The sequence below is a fragment of the Sorangium sp. So ce362 genome (assembly GCF_051519845.1).
Classification (GTDB): domain Bacteria; phylum Myxococcota_A; class Polyangia; order Polyangiales; family Polyangiaceae; genus Sorangium.
The window spans coordinates 1,230,884-1,246,581 of the sequence record NZ_CP150332.1 but is presented as its reverse complement, the minus strand read 5'-3'; the positions used below and the strand labels follow the sequence as shown (position 1 = coordinate 1,246,581).

The following is a 15,698-nucleotide window of genomic DNA, read 5'->3' as shown; positions in this document are numbered from 1 at the left end:
ACGATACGGGAGCTCGTCACGCCGCTCCTGCCGATCGCCGAGGGCGTCCTCGTCATGCCGCTCATCGGCTTCTTCGACAGCGCGCGGGCGAGCCGGATCATCGAGACGCTGCTCCAGGGCGTCGCGAGGCACTCGGCCCGCATCGCGATCATCGATATCACCGGCGTCAAGGCGGTCGACGTGTCGGTCGCCGAGATGCTGGTGCAGGCCGCGCGCGCGGCCGGGTTGCTCGGCGCCGACGTCGTGCTCACCGGCATCCGGCCCGCGATCGCGCGGACGCTGATCGGGCTCGACATCGACCTGCGGGGCCTGGTCACGGAGGGGACCTTGCAAGGCGGCATCGCGTATGCGCTGAAGCGCCGATGACGGCAGTCCCCCTCCAGAGCGCGGCGCCATCCCCCGCGGGCGAGCGCGGGCAGCGGCAGCGCGGGGCCCGGCCCCCGCGTACGCGCCGGGGGAGCGCTCGTACGAGCTTGGATGAAGGATGGGATGCGCCCCTGTGTGGTAGCCTCGGCGCATGACCAGCGCGAGCGCGACGCTGCCAGTCCCGGTCGCGGCGCCGCGCCGAGAGGGCTTTCGGGCCCGCCTCATCGAGTTCCTGCTCGTGGGGGGCGCGACGCTCGCGCTCTTTCCGCTCGCGTGGCTGCTCCGCAGGGCCGTCGGGCTCGACGCGTCGGAGCTCGCGCTCGGCTTCTTGACGTTCCACGCCGCGACCGTGATCAACGATCCTCACTTCGCGGTCACGTACCTCCTGTTCTACAAGGACGCGCGGCGCCGCGCGTTCGGCGGCGCGCTCGCCCCGGCGCAGCGGGCCCGCTACATCGTCGCCGGGCTCCTCGTCCCGCTCGCGCTGCTCGCGTGGGCGACCTGCGCGCTCGCGACCGGCTCCGCGCGGACGATGGGCTTCATGATCCAGCTCATGTTTCTCCTGGTGGGATGGCACTATGTGAAGCAGGGGTTCGGCGTCCTGACGGTGCTGTCGGCGCGGCGCGGGTTCCGGTTCAACCCGCTGGAGCGCAAGGTGGTCCTCGCGCACTGCTTCGCGGCCTGGGCCTATGCGTGGGCGAGCCCGGCCGATCCGGGCAGGGAGCTCGAGGAGAAAGGCGTGATCTACACGTCGCTCGCGCACCCGCCGGCCCTCGAGCTCGTCACCCGCGCGGCGTTCGCGCTGAGCGTGCTCGCGCTGCTCTGGGTGCTCGCGCGAAGGTGGCGAGCGGAGAGGCGGCTACCGCCGCTCGGGCCGCTCTCGGGGTTCCTCATCACGGTGTGGCTCTGGACCGTGTACTCGAGCCTCGACCGGCTCATGATGTACGTGATCCCGGCGCTGCACTCCATCCAGTATCTGTACTTCGTCTGGCTCCTGAAGCGGAACGAGGCGCGCGACGCCGAGGGTCCGCCGCTGTTCGGGAGGCCGACCGGCCTGCGCCTCGGCCTCCTGGCCGCGTCCGCCGTCGGCCTCGGATGGGTCGTGTTCCGCGGCGCGCCCGCGCTCCTCGACGGCGCGCTGGTGCTGGGCGCGAGCGACGATGAGACGCTGGCCGGCCTGGGCCCGACGCCGTACTTCGCGGCCGCCTACGTGTTCGTGAACATTCACCACTACTTCATGGATAACGTGATCTGGCGCCGGGAGAACCCCGACACACGGTATCTGCTGCGCCAGGACGCTCAGGGGAGCGCGAGCGGCTGAACGGGGAGCTCGCGCTCCCGGGCCCGCTTCACGCCCACCTCTTCAGGACCGCCCCCGCCGCACGCGCGGCGAGCCAGACGGCGGACGCTGCTGCGCCGAGCGCGCTCGTCGCGACCACGGAAGCGCGGACCAGCGCTGGGGCCACCTTCTCCGGCCGGTAATCGGGCAGGTACGGGCGGACGGCGCGCGGCAGCACCCACGCCTCGCTCCCCGGGCCCTCGCCGCTGATCGCGCGCATCGCGCGGGCGAGGCGGGTGCGGGGCCGCGTGCGGCTCTGCACCCACGGGATGAACCGGGCGAGCGGCAAGTTGCCAGGCGCCTGCCGCTCCATCCAGGCGAGCGTGCGCCGCAGCTCGGCCGCCGTCGCGGGAGCGCCGCCGTCGCCCTCGAAGCGGTGCCACTCGCCATGGCCGGGCAGGAGCCACGCGAAGCCGAGGTGGCCCGCCTCCGCCAGGGCGACCAGGCGGCGCACGGAGCCGCTCTGGCGCTCCCAGTCGTCCCAGCACTGGAGCCGGAACGCCACGATCTGGCCGAGGCGGCGCGAATAAGCGAGGTGGTCGCCGGTGAACAGGAAGCGGCCGCGGTAGAGCAGGCACATCGATCCCGCGGTGTGGCCGGGCTGGGAGAGCACGGCGAGCTCGGCGCCGGCGAGCTCGGCGTCGGTGAGCGGCGCGCCCTCGAGGGTCATGGGCTCGGGGCGATCGGGGAGCTGGATCTCCACGTCGGTGGTGATCGCGCTGTACTCGCCGCCGCTCGCGCTCACGTCCGCGAAGCCGAGGATGCGGCGACAGCCGGGGAAGCGGGCCGCGAACTCGGCGTGATGCGCGGTGTGGTCACGGTGGGTGAGGAAGATCCACCGCACGCCGCCGTGCTCCTCGAGGAAACGGAAGATGGCCTCGTTCGGCTTGGGCAGGTCGACGAGCACGTTGCCGCCGGGGCGCTCGATGAAGTAGGTCGTGGCGCCGACGTTTCCGGTCGAGGGATGACCGAGGGCCCAGACGTCCTCCTCGACGCGGCGCGGCCAGGTGCTGAAGGGGGCGCCGAGCGCGCCGGGGCGAAGGCGCGCGGCGGGCGGCTTGAGGCGCAGGGCGTGGACCGGGCAGGCGGCCACCGCCGTGCGCGCCGCCTCGAGATCGGCCTGGCTCCGCGGCTGGCGCAGGATGCCCGTGAACGACCCCTCGTCGTAGGTGCCCTCCAGCACGGCGGGGCCGCGGCGCTTCACGTCGCCGTCCATGGCTCCCCAGTGCGCGGGCTCGACCTCGCCCAGGAGCTCAGGCGCGAAGTTCCTGCAAACGCCTGCGCCGCAGCAGGCACGCGTGACGTGCAGTCGTCCCCAGTCTTCCCCGTCGATGCCGTCCGTCAGTGCATTGTCCATGGCAGCGCAGACTACCACGCTGCCCCCGAACCGGCATACGCGCCGTCGGCCTCACCGGCGATGCTTCATCACATCCGCGTGGTCCGGACGCCTTCACTCCGCCGCCGTACCTCCCTGTCGTCCATGCTGTACATACCCGGCAGGATCAGGCGAGCGAGCCGACGATCTCATCCGTCCATACGCGGAAGCTCTTCAATGTATTCTCGCCGAAGGTCGTGGTGATCGCCACGTCGGCGGCGTCGCGCCCGCGGGCGATCAGCACGCGCCCGATGCGAGGCACGTTGTTGCGCGCGTCGAACGTATGCCACTCGCCGCCGAGATAGGCCTCGAACCAGCCGGAGAAGTCCATCGGCCCGTGGGGCGGAGGCACGCCGATGTCGCCCAGGTAGCCCGTGCAATACCGGGCCGGAATGTTCATGCAACGGCAGAGCGCGATCGCGAGGTGCGCGAAATCTCGACAGACGCCCTTTCGATCGTTGAACACCTCCCACGCCGTCTTTGTGGGGCTCGCGAACTCGTACCCGAAGGCGATGTGCCGGTGAACGAAATCGCAGATGGCCTGCACGCGGCCCCAGCCGGTGGCCGACTGGCCGAACAGGCCCCATGCCGCCTCTGACAGGCGATCCGTCTCGCAGTACCGGCTGCCCAGCAGGAACACCAGCGTCTCCTCCGGCAGCGCATCGACCGGGTGCTGCGCGGCCGATGTCACGATGCGGTCCGGCGCGCCCGTGTCGTTCACCACCGCGTCGGCGGAGACCCTCAGCTGCCCCGCCGGCGCGACGATCCGGCTGCACCAGTTGCCGAACGCGTCCCGGTAGGACCGGACCGGGATCGGCGGATTGGTGATCATATGATCGGGCCGCACCAGATCCGACACGCGCGAGTAGTGGATACTGAGCGTCAGGATCACCGGCGTGGGTTGTGGGAATTCGTAGACCAGCTCGTAACCTACGCGGATCTGCATCCGTGCACCTCGAGGTGATCGCGCGGCTCACGTCACGAGCAGGCCACCCTGGCCTCGCGGCGCGCGCCGCGTGCTCGCCGTGTGACGACGCCGAGAGCACCAGAAGCCCGAGCGCGATAGATGCTTCGACGCACGCTCGAACCAGCTTGCTGGGCCATACTGCACTCAGCGCGCAAGTGCGTCAAGGACGAACCGCCGCCGATGGCGGCCAACCGTCGAATCGTCGTGAACTCCCGTGAAACAGCGGCCCTCGCGCGCTGGCCGCTCCGAGGAGGCGACACACGCGACGCCGGCGACGTCAGCGACGTCAGCAACGTCAATGGCGGGCAGGAGCGACGCTGCACCGGGCAGCATAGATTTGTTTCCGTTCGATGAACTCGCTTGTTGCGGGCTCGCCGCACGGACGGATCGAGCGGCAGGCGGACGCTCGTGCGCGAGAAACGCGGCTCCGGACTTGTCGGCGCATGACCATCCGCTGACCGCGTGCCGGCCCGCAATCGATGTACAAGCGAACCGTGGAGCTCGTTGCTGTCCTGATCGCTCACTCCACACTCTCCAGATGCCGGAGGAGCGCCAGGTCGCCCGGCTGGACACCGGGACCGCGGGTGTCGAGGGATGAGCGCCCCTGCGTGGAAGAGACGTTTCTCGTGACGCCCGAGGAGCACGGCGCGAAGGCGCGAACACCGCGCGAAGGCGCAAATACCGCGCGAAACGCTGCAAAATTGGCGGGAAGGCGCGAACACCGCGCGAAATCGGCGCGAACACGAGAACGAACACGAGAAAAAGCGTCACACCGGCGAAATCGGCGCGCGCTTCACCGATAAGCGTGGTGCGCCGGCGCTTCTTTCTGCTATACATTTGCGCACACGCAGTGAAGTTGTCGGCGATGCCGTCTGGCCCATCGACCAGACCCGGCAGGCACGGCCGTCATGCGACGTTCGAGGCAACTTTTGCACAGCCGTGGGGCACACGTGCGTTTTGTGCCTTCCACCTTCGGAGAACGTCGAGATGAGCCACGCGTCCACACCCAGCATCACCACCGCGCCGAGCAGCGCGGCGCTGGGTGACAGCCTCGCTCCGGACGCGCCATCGCGCGCGGAGCGGATGCCGGCCGACCTGCGCGCGCTGGCGCTCTGCCTCGCCGGCCCCTTCGCTGGCCTCTCGAAGAGCGCGAGGTGGAGCCTGGCCCGCCGCTGCGACGGCTTCGCCGAGCTGATCGAGACCCAGGGAGCGCTCCCCGATGCCGCTGACGACGTGCGCTCGTGGGCTCGCTTTCTCCTGAGCGCGCTGTTCGCGCTCCGCTCCGCCGGGGACGCGCCGCCGCTCTCGGAGCACGACGAGGCGTGGATGGTGGCGGAGGTCGAGGCCGACTTCGGGGAGGCGCTCGCGCTGTTCGAGGGTCGGACGGGAAGGCCGCGCTCGCCGGTCCCGCCGCGCCCGCCGCTTCCGCGCCGCGAGCTCGCGTGCTGAGCGCAGAGAGGTACAGACCATGAAAGAGGGGTTGTCACGGGTGGTGGACGGCGTGGAGCAACGGCTCTGCTGGCGGTTCGAGGTGCACGGGAGGAGCGATGTCACGTACGAGCCGGCGAGCGGCCAGCGTGGCCCCTTCGATCGCGACAGGCAGCGGCACCTCAGGACGGGTGAGACGTTCCAGCGGCTCGACCGCTCGGGCTCTCCCCGGAAGTACAACGGGCTCGTGTGGCAGCCGAAGAGCTCGATCGCCGGCGCGCTCCCGTGAGCGCCTGCTCCACGGGCGCTCGGCCGCAGGACCATCCCGGAGAAATACATCACCTGGGCCGCACGCAACGGCCATCAACGGAGCTGTTCAACACCGCCATGTCCATACCCCAGAAGCCAGTCGCCTCCACCCAGTTGCTCGCCACCGCTGCTCCGCTCAACTTCCGCGCCACGTCGCGCGACCGGAGCGGCTCGACGCTCGGCGTGCTGATTGACGCGTCCGGCGCTCAGCAGCACCTCGTGATCGACGCGAGCGGCGCGGAGGGCACCTGGATGCTGTCCAGCGCGCTGCCCACCGGCCACGCCTCCTTTCTTCTCTACGAGAGCGCCGCCAACGTGCTGCGCGGCGGAAACCTGGGCGAGGACGGGAGCATCTCCTACCAGGGAGCGCAGTACATGATCGAGTCGTCGCTCGACGGGAACACCCGCACGGCGAAGGTGAGCGGCAGCGTCTGATCGGCTGCCGATCGATCGCGCTCGCCCACGCTCACCCGCCGGATCGCTGACGGCCGCTCGAGCGGAGTCGTCACCCTTCTCCGGCGCCTGAGCGGCGAGCGCAGCGACGACCCACAAGGCGGCTCGCGCGGCGCGGTCCTCTTCGGGGCGTGAACAGGCCCGTGGAGGTGGCCCCGTGATGTCGGCGCTGAGCACCATGCCGCGCTCGCCCAGCCCCGGACGTGGCCGTTGACACTGAACCGATTCAGCGGTTTATTCTTGCCCTGCCACTTGTGCTCTTTGCAGGGAAGAACCGATGAATCTTAACCAGTTCAGTCCACGCATCTGCGCCGCGTTCCTTCTGTGCTTGGCAGCCGCCTGCGGGTCGTCGAACGACGGCACCCCGCCGGGGGACGACCCGCCGGGGGACGACCCGCCGGGCGACAACCCGCCCGGCGACGACCCGCCCGGCGACGACCCGCCCGGCGACGACCCGCCCAGCGACGACCCGCCCGGCGACGACCCGGAGTTTCCGGACACGCCACGGGGCAAGCTCCTCGAGGACCTCTGGACCTCGTCCCGAGCCGGCAAGTTCCGGTTCGGATACGAGAACAGCATCCTGTGGGGGCTCTACGATCCGGGCGCGATGGAGTTCGTGTCGACAAACGACTGGTTCTCGACCATCGCGGGCCCGGCCAGCCGCGGCGAGCGGGCGTGGGCGTCGGACGCCGGCGCCACCGTGGGCGAGAACCCCGGGCTGCTCGGCCTCTCCCTCGACGCGATGGTCTTCGACCCGGTCGCCTGGAATCGACGCGACGTCACCGCGGCCGGCGCGGTGCACGCGCTGGAACAGCCGGGCGGCATGGTGGCCATCGACTGGCACACGCCCCCGTGCAACTACGACATCGCGAGCTCCGACTTCGCGACCGACATCGCGACGCCGCTCGCCACGATCACGGTCGACGGCCAGAGCGTCCCGATCCACGCCCAGGGCGGCGGCACCCCGTTTTACGCCGAGACGTATTACTCGGGAGCCCTGAGCTCCAGCGCGGACATCCCCGAGAACCTGAAGTGCATCTGCAAGATCGCCAACGACGTGCCGATCGAGCAGGGGACCCACGCCGGGATCTCGGCGCGCGACTGGCTCGTGGCCCACGCGAAGTACGTGGCCCAGTTCTTCCGCGAGCACGGGCTCGAGGGCAAGCCGGTCGTCCTCAGGCCGTTCCACGAGCACACAGGCGGGTGGTTCTGGTGGGGTCAGCCCTACTGGAACTGCCAGGGCCTGCTCGGCGACGACCAGGCCGTCACCGGCCCCGACGCCTACCGCGCCGCGTACCGCACGTTCGCCGAGGCCATCCGGAGTGAGCCGGGGATGGAGAACGTGATCTTCGCGTACTCGACCGACAAGCTGCGAAAGCTGAGCGACAGCTCGGTGACGCCCGCCGAGGCGAAGGTCAGAGATCCAGAGAGCCTCTCGCGCGACATGCTCCGAGCGCGCCTCCTCGAGGAGCTCTCCGAGCTCGGCGCGACGTACGAGAGCCCGCCCCAGCAGGCGATCGTCGCCCACGACGGCCAGCCGCCCTCCGAGATGCTGGAGGAGTACTACCTCGAGGCGTACCCGGGAGACGACCTCATCGACGTCCTCGGCATCGATCTCTATTACCCGTACGAGCGGGCGGCGTCCCCGGCCGACCTCGAGGACATGAAGGCGATGGCGAGCGCCGTCGCGGCGATCGGCGAGGCCAAGGGCAAGCCGCACGCGCTCAGCGAGACGGGCACCTACCGGCTGCACCTCCTGCACCGGGTCAGCAAGCTCGCGGCGGGCCAGTCGCTCACGCTCTATTCGGCGGACCACGTGAGCCGGTGGTACGAGACCCTGTTCGATCAGGGCCTGCAAACGGAGTTTCTGGCCAACTACGGCCTGAGCTCGGCGTCCGCCGTCGCGCTCTCCCCGACCGAGGTGACGGGCCTCTTCCCCGACGCGGGGCAGGGAGCGCTCACCGAGGACTGGTACAACGAGCACCTGCTCGACCTGGCGAAGAGCGCCGGCGTCGCCTACGTGCTGACGTGGCAGACCTACTACGACGGGGCCGACTTCGACAGCAAGCCCGTCTACTATTATGTCCCGTTCCCGGGCCACCCCGAGGCGGACAACTTCCGTCGCTTCGCCGAGGATCCCGCGGTCTGCTTCGGTCCGACGGCCTGCAAGTAGGCTCTGCCGGACGCGCGTCGCGCGCGGCTGCTGCCCGGGGAGCCGGCCCGGGCGGCCCCGAGCCGCCGGAGCGAGGGAGCTCACCCCCGCTCCGGCGAGGCGCGGATCACGGGCAGAAGGTGACCTCGAAGCTCGTCTCCGACGAGCAGGCGTGGAGACCGGCGGCGTCGTCGTAAGCATAGCTGTAGGCGGTGGGGCACATCTGGTGCATCCGGATCACGTAGTCCGTGTGCTCCACGCTCCGCGGGTCCGCGGTGTTCCGGCACGCGTCCGAGGTCATGCACGCTCTCTCGGCGGTGCACTGGCCCGTGGCCGGATCGATGGGCGTCGGGCAGCAGAGGTGCAGCCCGGGATCGGCGCTCTCCGGCTGGCCCAGGCCCCAGGGCGCCGGATAGTTCCACTTCTTGCAGGGCGCCATGCAGCCGACCACGACGCCGTTCCTGTCGCGCACCCGGAGATCCTGGTGCGCGTACGCGGGGAAGTGGCCGTTGCCGAGATCCTCGTCGCCGGGGCACTGCGCAAGCGACAGTCCGGAGCAGTCCGAGGTGATGCAGCTGCCCTGCTCGGCGCCGACGCCCCTGGGGACGACCTTGAAGGGCAGCGTGTAGCCGTCCACCTGGCTGAGGTTGTACCAGGTCTGCGCCGTGCTCCCCTTGGCCGCGAAGGTGGCCTCGAACTTCGACTCGAAGGGCGGCTGGCAGCCGCCGGCCGGGCAAGGCGCGACGCTGTCGCCCGTTGTGCAGTTGCGGCCGCCCTCGTCACAGCCTGTCTTCGGCCAGAAGCGGGTCGCGCTGATGCCGCCTTCGGGCACGTCGTAGGTGTACGCGGCGCCCCGGGTGAGCTTGAAGTTCTGCGCGCCCTGCACGTTGGTGGAGTGGGCGACCCAGATCGGCGCCGAGCAGTTGTTGATGATCTTGAGCGTGCGGGCGCCGGGGGACGGACCGCCGCTCACCTTGTCGAGGACCCAGCGCTGGTTGGCGGTGCCCCCGTAGGGGTACTGGAGGATGTCCGTCCCGTCGGCGGCGTTGCCCCACGCGAGGTCCACGGCCTGGTCGGTGTGGCGCGCGTGGATGCTGAACTGGGTGCCCCCGCGATTGACGAGCTTCCACTGCTGATTGGCGCCGCCGTTGTAACTCCATTGCTGGATGACGGCGTTCTGCGCGGTGCTCACGTCGCGCACGTCGAGGGCCTTGTTGCTGTTGACGTTGACGATCTTCCAGTAGCCGTCGGTCGTCGGGGAGACGTGGAACTTTTGCGCGTTGGTCCCGTTGCAGGTCCACTGCTGCATCCGCGTGCCGTCGGCGGTGCTGGACGAGGGCACGTCGAGGCATTTGTTTGTCGCGGCCGAGCGGATGACGTAGTCCCCCTCGGAGACGCTGGAGACGAGGACAGCATCCGAATCCTCGACGCTGGCCTCGGTCAACGCGGTCTCGTCGTCAGCGACCAGACACCCCCCCATCATCAGGGTCCACCCCAGCGCCAGCGACAGACCCCCCACCGCGATTCTTCGAGCCATGATGCCCTCCTCGGCGTTGCGGTGCGCCCTGGATGTGCGCACGCTGGTCGAGGCGTCATTGCACGCGGCATTCCACGCGGGCAGAACAGGGCGCCCGACCCGGCCGCGGTGGCTCCGCGGCCATTTCGCCGAGATCCAGGGGGCGCGGGGGCGATCCGCGCGATCGCCCTGCGGCCGGGAGGGGCGATCCGCGGGATCGCCCTGCGCCCGGGAGGGGTGATCTCGCGGAGCGCTCCCCGCGCGGGTTACGAGCGCCGCTGCGCCGTCGTGCGCCCCGCATGGCCGAGCGCCGCCGCCGTGCTCGCGATCTCTCCAGCGCGCGCGCCGGGCGCGGCGCGCCCGGCGGAGGGCGGCTGCGCCCCGAGCCCAGGTGATTGCGATGGCCCGCAGCGGCGGAGCGCATAGGCAATGCCGCTCTGGAGGGTGCCCATGGTGACGATCGAGCTCATCTCGATGTCCAGGCGCACCATCGCCTGGGCCACCTCGGCGCGTATGCCGGTGAGCACGGCCTCGGTGCCGAGCAGGCGCAGCGCCCTCGCGGTCCCCAGGAGGGTCCCCGCGATGTGGGTGTCGATATGCTTCATCCCGGTGATGTCCAGTATCACGACCTTCGCCTGGTAGCGCTGGGCCCCATCGAGCGCGACCTCGAGCACCTGCGCCGCCCGCTCGGCGTGCATCGTGCCAATGAGCGGCATCACCATGATCCGGTCGGTGATCGGGATGAGCGGCGTGGAGAGCTCCGCCACCATGGCCCGCTGCGTGTCCAGCATCTGCCGCTGCAGCGCGGTCCGCTCCCGCTCCGCCTCCTCGCGCTGCACGAGCTCGATCTGCAGGCGCTCGTTGGCCGCGCCGAGCTCCGCGTTGGAGCGCCGGAGCTCCTCGGTGCGCTGGGCGACGTCGGCCTCGAGCCGCCCGTTGACGCGCTGGACCTCGTCGTTCGCCGCCCGTGTGCTCGCGAGGAGCAGCGCGTTCTCGATGGAGATGGCAGCCTGGGACGACAAGAGCCCGAGCAGCTCCACGCGGCTCGAGTTGAACGCACCGCAGGTGGCGTTGTTCTCGAGGTAAAGGATGCCGCTCAGGCGCGTCTGGTGGAGCATGGGCAGGCAGAGGACCGACCTCGTGCCGCGCGCGACGACGCAGGGATCGCCGGAGAACCGGGCATCGGCGCCGGCGTCGTCGACGACCAGCGGCTCGCGGATGCGGGCCACGAACAGCGCCACCGCGTGCGGCACATCGGCGCGCGCGTCGAGCGGCTCGCTCGGGCCGAGCACGAGCGCCTCGGGCTCCACGCCGAAGGTCGCCTCGACGAAGAGCCGCCCGTCGCGCTCCAGGAGCAACGCCCCCCGCTGCGCGCCCGCGTTCTCGAGCACGAGCGTCACAAGGCGCTCGATCACCCGCTCGAGCTCCGTCTCGCCGGCGATGCCCTGCGCGGCCCGGACGATCAGCGCCGCGTCGCGCAGGTTGCCGACGGTCGTCCGGCCCAGGATCGTCCTCCCGGCCGCAGCGCCCGAGACGCTGGAGGGGATCGACGAGACCTTCACGCCGTCGCCGGACGACGGCAGCAGCCCGGCGTGGTCCCGCGCGAGCGCGTCCGCCTTGGCCGTCGCTCCCCAGTGCTGATAGCCGAGGTACGCGTCGATCATGTACGCGCGCGCCACCTTCGCCCTGCCCGCGCGGAGGTGCATCTTCGCGCACAGCTCGTTCGCGAGCGCCTCGTCATGCGGGAACCCGTTCTCCCGGGCCAGCTCGATCGACCGGTCGTAAAGGCGCATGGCCTCGAGCTGCTCGCCGGCGATGCGCGCCTCCTCGGCCTGGAGGAGCAGGAGCTGGTGCAGGAAGTTCATGGGCGCGCTCGCCGCGAGGCCCGCGATCCGCTCCCTGTGGCGGGCAACGGTCTGCGCGCGGCGCTCCGCCTCGTCGGGCGCGGCGGCGGGCAGCGCGAGGAGCGAGAGGCCTGCATAAAAGGGCAGCCGGGTCGTGTGGTACATGCCGAACATGCCCACGCTCTTCGCCTCGGCGTCATCGACCATCGCCGCGGCCCCCTCGTGATCGCCGTGGAGATACCGAAGCTGCAGCTTGGACATCGCGTGCAAGAAGACGGCCGCGCCCTGCTCGCTCGCGTTCAGGCCCGCGAGGAACTGGTCCTCGTCGAAGTCGGCGTCGCTCAAGCTGTCGCGGGCCCGCGTCCGGCCCTGCAGGGCCGCGATCGCCTGCCTCACGACGAGCAGCACCGCCGTCGCGGTCGCGTCCTTGAGCCGCCGGGCCACGAGGAAGCCCCGATCCACCTCCTCGCGCAGCTCCTCGAGCTGGTAGCCCGCGCCGAGCTTCACGTTGACCATCGCGTACCAGGCGATGCCGAGATAGACGAAATCGCCTGACTCCAGCGCCTCCTGGCGCGCCCTCAGATAATAGGGCATCGCGTCGCGCAGGGGCTCGGACAGGTAGGAGTAGCCGCAGAACGCGGCGTTCACCTTGCCGGCCAGGCTGGCGTTCCGGAGCTTGTCATTCAGCGCGAGGGCGAGCCGGCCGAACGCGTGGCCGTCCGCGGGCCGCCCCTGCATGGTCGCGAGCATGAACCCGTAGACGAGGTACGCGAACGCGGACACGTCCGAGCTCCCGTGCTTCAGGGAGATGTTGACCTGCTTGAGGACGATCGCCTGGTAGAGCTCCGGCCTGGCGAAGAAGACCGGCATGGTCAGGTCGCACAGGAGCTGCAGCAGCGCCTTGCGCTCCGGGTCGTCCATCACCGGTGCGTCGATCAGATCCTCGATGCGCCTGCCCGCGAGGTTCTTGTCCACCGCCGAGAGCTCGGCCTCGACGCACGCCTGTCGCTCCGCCTCGCTGTCCGGCAGGGTGAAGCCGAGGAGGCGGAGGCCCTCGCGGCCCAGCTGCACCGCGTCGACGTACTTCCCCAGCGTCGAGTAGAGCACCACGCGCAGGTTGTGGATCTGCGCCTGCTCCGCGCTCGATCGCGCTCGAGGCAAGAGGGCTGTGAAGAGCTCCTCGGCCCGCTCCGGCGCGCCGCTCAGGTACACGCACTCCGCGTTCTCGCGGCTGAGCGCGAAGCAGAGCGCGTCGTGGCGCCCCCAGCCCGCGTCTCCCAGGAGCTCGAGCCCCGCGCCGAAGTAGTCTGCGCCCGCGGCATAGGCCGTCCTCGCCTTGGCCGCCCTGCCGGCCCGCAGGTTGAGCCGGGCGACGGCCACCCGCTCGGCCTCCTCGCGCATGCCCCGCGCGCCGAGGTTCAGGTGGCGGACGACATCGAGCAGGTGGTCGTCGGGCGGCGTCTCACCGGCCCGCGCCCACAAGAGCCGGCCGATCTCCAGGTGGACCGCCTCCCTGCGCGCCGGCTCGACCAGCGAGTAGGCCGCCTGGCGCACCCGGTCGTGCAGGAATCGATACGATACGTTGAGCTCGCAAGGGACCGCCGAGGGCTCGGCGCCGGCGCCGCCGTCGAAGAAGCGATAGTCGCTGTCGAGCGGCACGATCAGGCCGCCGCGCAGCGCATCCCACAGGTCGGCGGCCGTCGCGACGGGCGCTCTCTGATGGATGGTCGCCAGCGTGGTCAGCTCGAACGCGTGGCCGAGGCACGCGGCGAGCTCCAGCGCGCGCCGCGTGGCCTCCGGGAGCCGGTGCAGCATGTCGAGCATCAGATCGACCACGTTGTCGCTGACCATCGCCTCCCGGACGCGCGCCACGTCCCACGCCCACGCCTCCAGCGATGCGTCGAACCACAGCGCCCGCGCGTCGTGGAGCGCGCCGAGGAGCTGGCTCAGGAAGAACGGGTTGCCCTCGGTCTTCTCGAACACGAGCGCCGCGAGCGGCGCGACATCGTGCGGCTGCGCGCTCAGCGTATCGGCGACGATCCGCGTGACCGTGGGCAGGTCGAGCGCCCGGAGCTCGAGCTCGGCGATCTCCACGCCCGCCTCGCGGAGCTCGCCCAGCACCGCGAGCAGCGGGTGGGCGGCGTCCACCTCGTTGTCGCGGTAAGCGCCGACGAGCAGGAGGTATTTGCACTCGACGTCGGTCAGGAGGCGCTCGACGAGCCTGAGCGACGCCGGATCGGCCCACTGCAGATCATCGAGGAAGATCGCCAGCGGGCGCGTCGGGGAGGCGAAGACCTGCACGAAGCGCTGCACCAGCAGATCAAAGCGGTTCCTGGCCTCGCTCGGCCCGAGCGCCGGCACCTCCGGCTGAGGCCCGATGAGCAGCTCGAGCTCCGGGATGAGCTCCACGAGCAGCTGCCCGTTCGCGCCGACCGCCCCGAGCAGCTTGCCCTTCCACGCCTCGACGGCGCCCGCCGACTCGGTCAGGATCTGCCGGATCAGCTCACGGAAGGCCTGGGCGATGGGCGCGAGCGGGATACCTCGGTGGATTGGATCGAACTTCCCCTTCGCGAAATAGCCGCCATGACGGGCGATCGGCCTGTGGATCTCGTTCACCAGCGCGGATTTGCCGACGCCGGAGTAGCCGGAGACGAGCACGAGCCCGGCCGCGCCGTGGCGGGCCCGGTTGAACGCGGACAGGAGCGCTTTCACCTCGTGCTCCCGGCCATAGAGCAGCTGCGGGACGCGGAGATCGAGCGGCATGTCGCGCTGCCCCAGCGGAAACGGCTCGATCCGGCCTGTCGCCTGCCACCGCCGGAGGCACTCCTCGAGGTCCGATTTGAGCCCGCGGGCGCTCTGGTATCGCTCCTCCGGCGTCTTGGCCAGGAGCTTCATGATCACCCGCGAGAGCGCGCCGGGCACCTCCGGCGCCCGCTCGTCCGGCGGGGTCGGTGTGCGCGCCATGTGGCTGTGGATGAGCGCCGTCGGGTCGAGCCCCGCGAACGGGAGGACCCCTGTCACCATCTCGTACAGCGTGACGCCGAACGAGTAGAGATCGGCGCGCAGATCCACGATCCGGTTCATGCGGCCGGTCTGCTCGGGGGCGATGTACGAGAGGGTGCCTTCGAGGGCGTCCGGCGGGGCCGTCCTCGGCGTCTCCCGCGACAGGCGCGCCGCGATACCGAAGTCGACGAGCCGCGGGCTGTACGTCGCCTCGTCGATCAGGATATTGTGCGGCTTGATGTCCTTGTGAATGATCCGGAGTCCGTGGAGCGCGTCGAGCGTGCCCGAGAGCGCGATCGCGATGCGGAGCGTTGTCCCCACGTCGAGCCTGCGCGTCCTCAGCACGGTCTGCAGCGAGGAGGGGCCGAGGTCCTCCATGACGAGCGCGAGGCCCCTGCCGCACTTCTCGAGGGCATACGCCTTGACGACGCCGGGCACCTCGCCCGCGTCCCGCAGGATGGCGAGCTCGCGCCGCAACCGCGCCAGATCCCTGGCCGTCGGGAAATCAGACCTTGTTACCTTCACCGCGACCGGCGTGCCGTCATCGTCCCGGCGGCCGCGGTACAGCACGCTCTCGGCGCCCTCGTAGACCCTCTCGGACAGGGTATAACCAGACAGATCGATCATCGCGGGAAGGGTCCCCCAACCCCGCTTCTTCCACCCGAAGAAGCCGTATCGCTCACCGTTCCACGCCCCCGCGCGCCAAGACGCCCTGGACACGAGTGGCCTGTGCGGACAGAATACGGATCGGGGAATAAAAGTCCAGCGTCGTGAGCTCGCGAACCACCACCCCGGGTGGGGTCGCATCGGCGTGGGCGCGGACGCGACTCCAGAAGATCTCGAGTCCGCTCATCGTCGAGCAGGGCGCGACGCGCCGCGAGTCCCAGGGCTCGAGATGCTCTTGAACACGGCGACGCCGCTCCTCGCAATGAGGTTGTGCTGGAGG

Annotated in this window: 10 protein-coding genes; 6 read left to right on the top strand and 4 right to left on the bottom strand. The window is 70.4% G+C overall.

The annotated features are described in order from the left end of the window. Nucleotides 1-54: 54 nt before the first annotated feature. Together WMF17_RS05015 and WMF17_RS05010 are read left to right on the top strand one after the other, a co-directional pair. Nucleotides 55-366: an STAS domain-containing protein gene (locus tag WMF17_RS05015; protein ID WP_437600796.1), complete on the top strand. Its 312-nt coding sequence runs from the start codon at nt 55-57 to the stop codon at nt 364-366. A 151-nt stretch (nt 367-517) separates the two neighbouring features. Continuing rightward, entirely contained in the window at nt 518-1,687 is a 1,170-nt protein-coding gene (locus WMF17_RS05010) for a hypothetical protein (RefSeq protein WP_437648430.1), read from the top strand. Nucleotides 1,688-1,715: 28 nt separating this feature from the next. On the opposite strand, the gene WMF17_RS05005 is transcribed toward WMF17_RS05010, so the two are convergent. After that, a complete protein-coding gene (locus WMF17_RS05005; RefSeq protein ID WP_437648428.1) occupies nt 1,716-3,062 on the bottom strand; it encodes an MBL fold metallo-hydrolase in 1,347 nt (448 codons plus the stop codon). Nucleotides 3,063-3,207: 145 nt separating this feature from the next. Then, nucleotides 3,208-4,026 (bottom strand): transglutaminase domain-containing protein, encoded by an 819-nt coding sequence (locus WMF17_RS05000; RefSeq protein WP_437600793.1) that lies wholly within the window; start codon nt 4,024-4,026, stop codon nt 3,208-3,210. A gap of 1,008 nt (nt 4,027-5,034) precedes the next feature. Here WMF17_RS05000 and WMF17_RS04995 point away from each other — a divergent pair. The 4 genes from WMF17_RS04995 (at nt 5,035) to WMF17_RS04980 (ending at nt 8,410) form a co-directional block, all read left to right on the top strand. Further along, nucleotides 5,035-5,496, top strand: a complete 462-nt coding sequence (locus WMF17_RS04995; protein ID WP_437600791.1) for a hypothetical protein — start codon at nt 5,035-5,037, stop codon at nt 5,494-5,496. A gap of 19 nt (nt 5,497-5,515) precedes the next feature. Then, a complete protein-coding gene (locus WMF17_RS04990; RefSeq protein WP_437600790.1) occupies nt 5,516-5,764 on the top strand; it encodes a hypothetical protein in 249 nt (82 codons plus the stop codon). Nucleotides 5,765-5,862: 98 nt separating this feature from the next. Beyond that, complete coding sequence (locus tag WMF17_RS04985; RefSeq protein ID WP_437600789.1) at nt 5,863-6,219, top strand: hypothetical protein; 357 nt, start codon at nt 5,863-5,865, stop codon at nt 6,217-6,219. 295 nt (nt 6,220-6,514) lie between these two features. Beyond that, nucleotides 6,515-8,410 (top strand): glycosyl hydrolase, encoded by a 1,896-nt coding sequence (locus WMF17_RS04980; RefSeq protein ID WP_437648426.1) that lies wholly within the window; start codon nt 6,515-6,517, stop codon nt 8,408-8,410. 106 nt (nt 8,411-8,516) lie between these two features. Here WMF17_RS04980 and WMF17_RS04975 read toward each other — a convergent pair whose 3' ends face one another. Both WMF17_RS04975 and WMF17_RS04970 read right to left on the bottom strand, forming a co-directional pair. Next, entirely contained in the window at nt 8,517-9,926 is a 1,410-nt protein-coding gene (locus WMF17_RS04975; protein WP_437648424.1) for an RICIN domain-containing protein, read from the bottom strand. Between the two features lie 245 nt (nt 9,927-10,171). Beyond that, a complete protein-coding gene (locus tag WMF17_RS04970; RefSeq protein WP_437648422.1) occupies nt 10,172-15,379 on the bottom strand; it encodes an AAA family ATPase in 5,208 nt (1,735 codons plus the stop codon). Nucleotides 15,380-15,698: the final 319 nt, after the last annotated feature.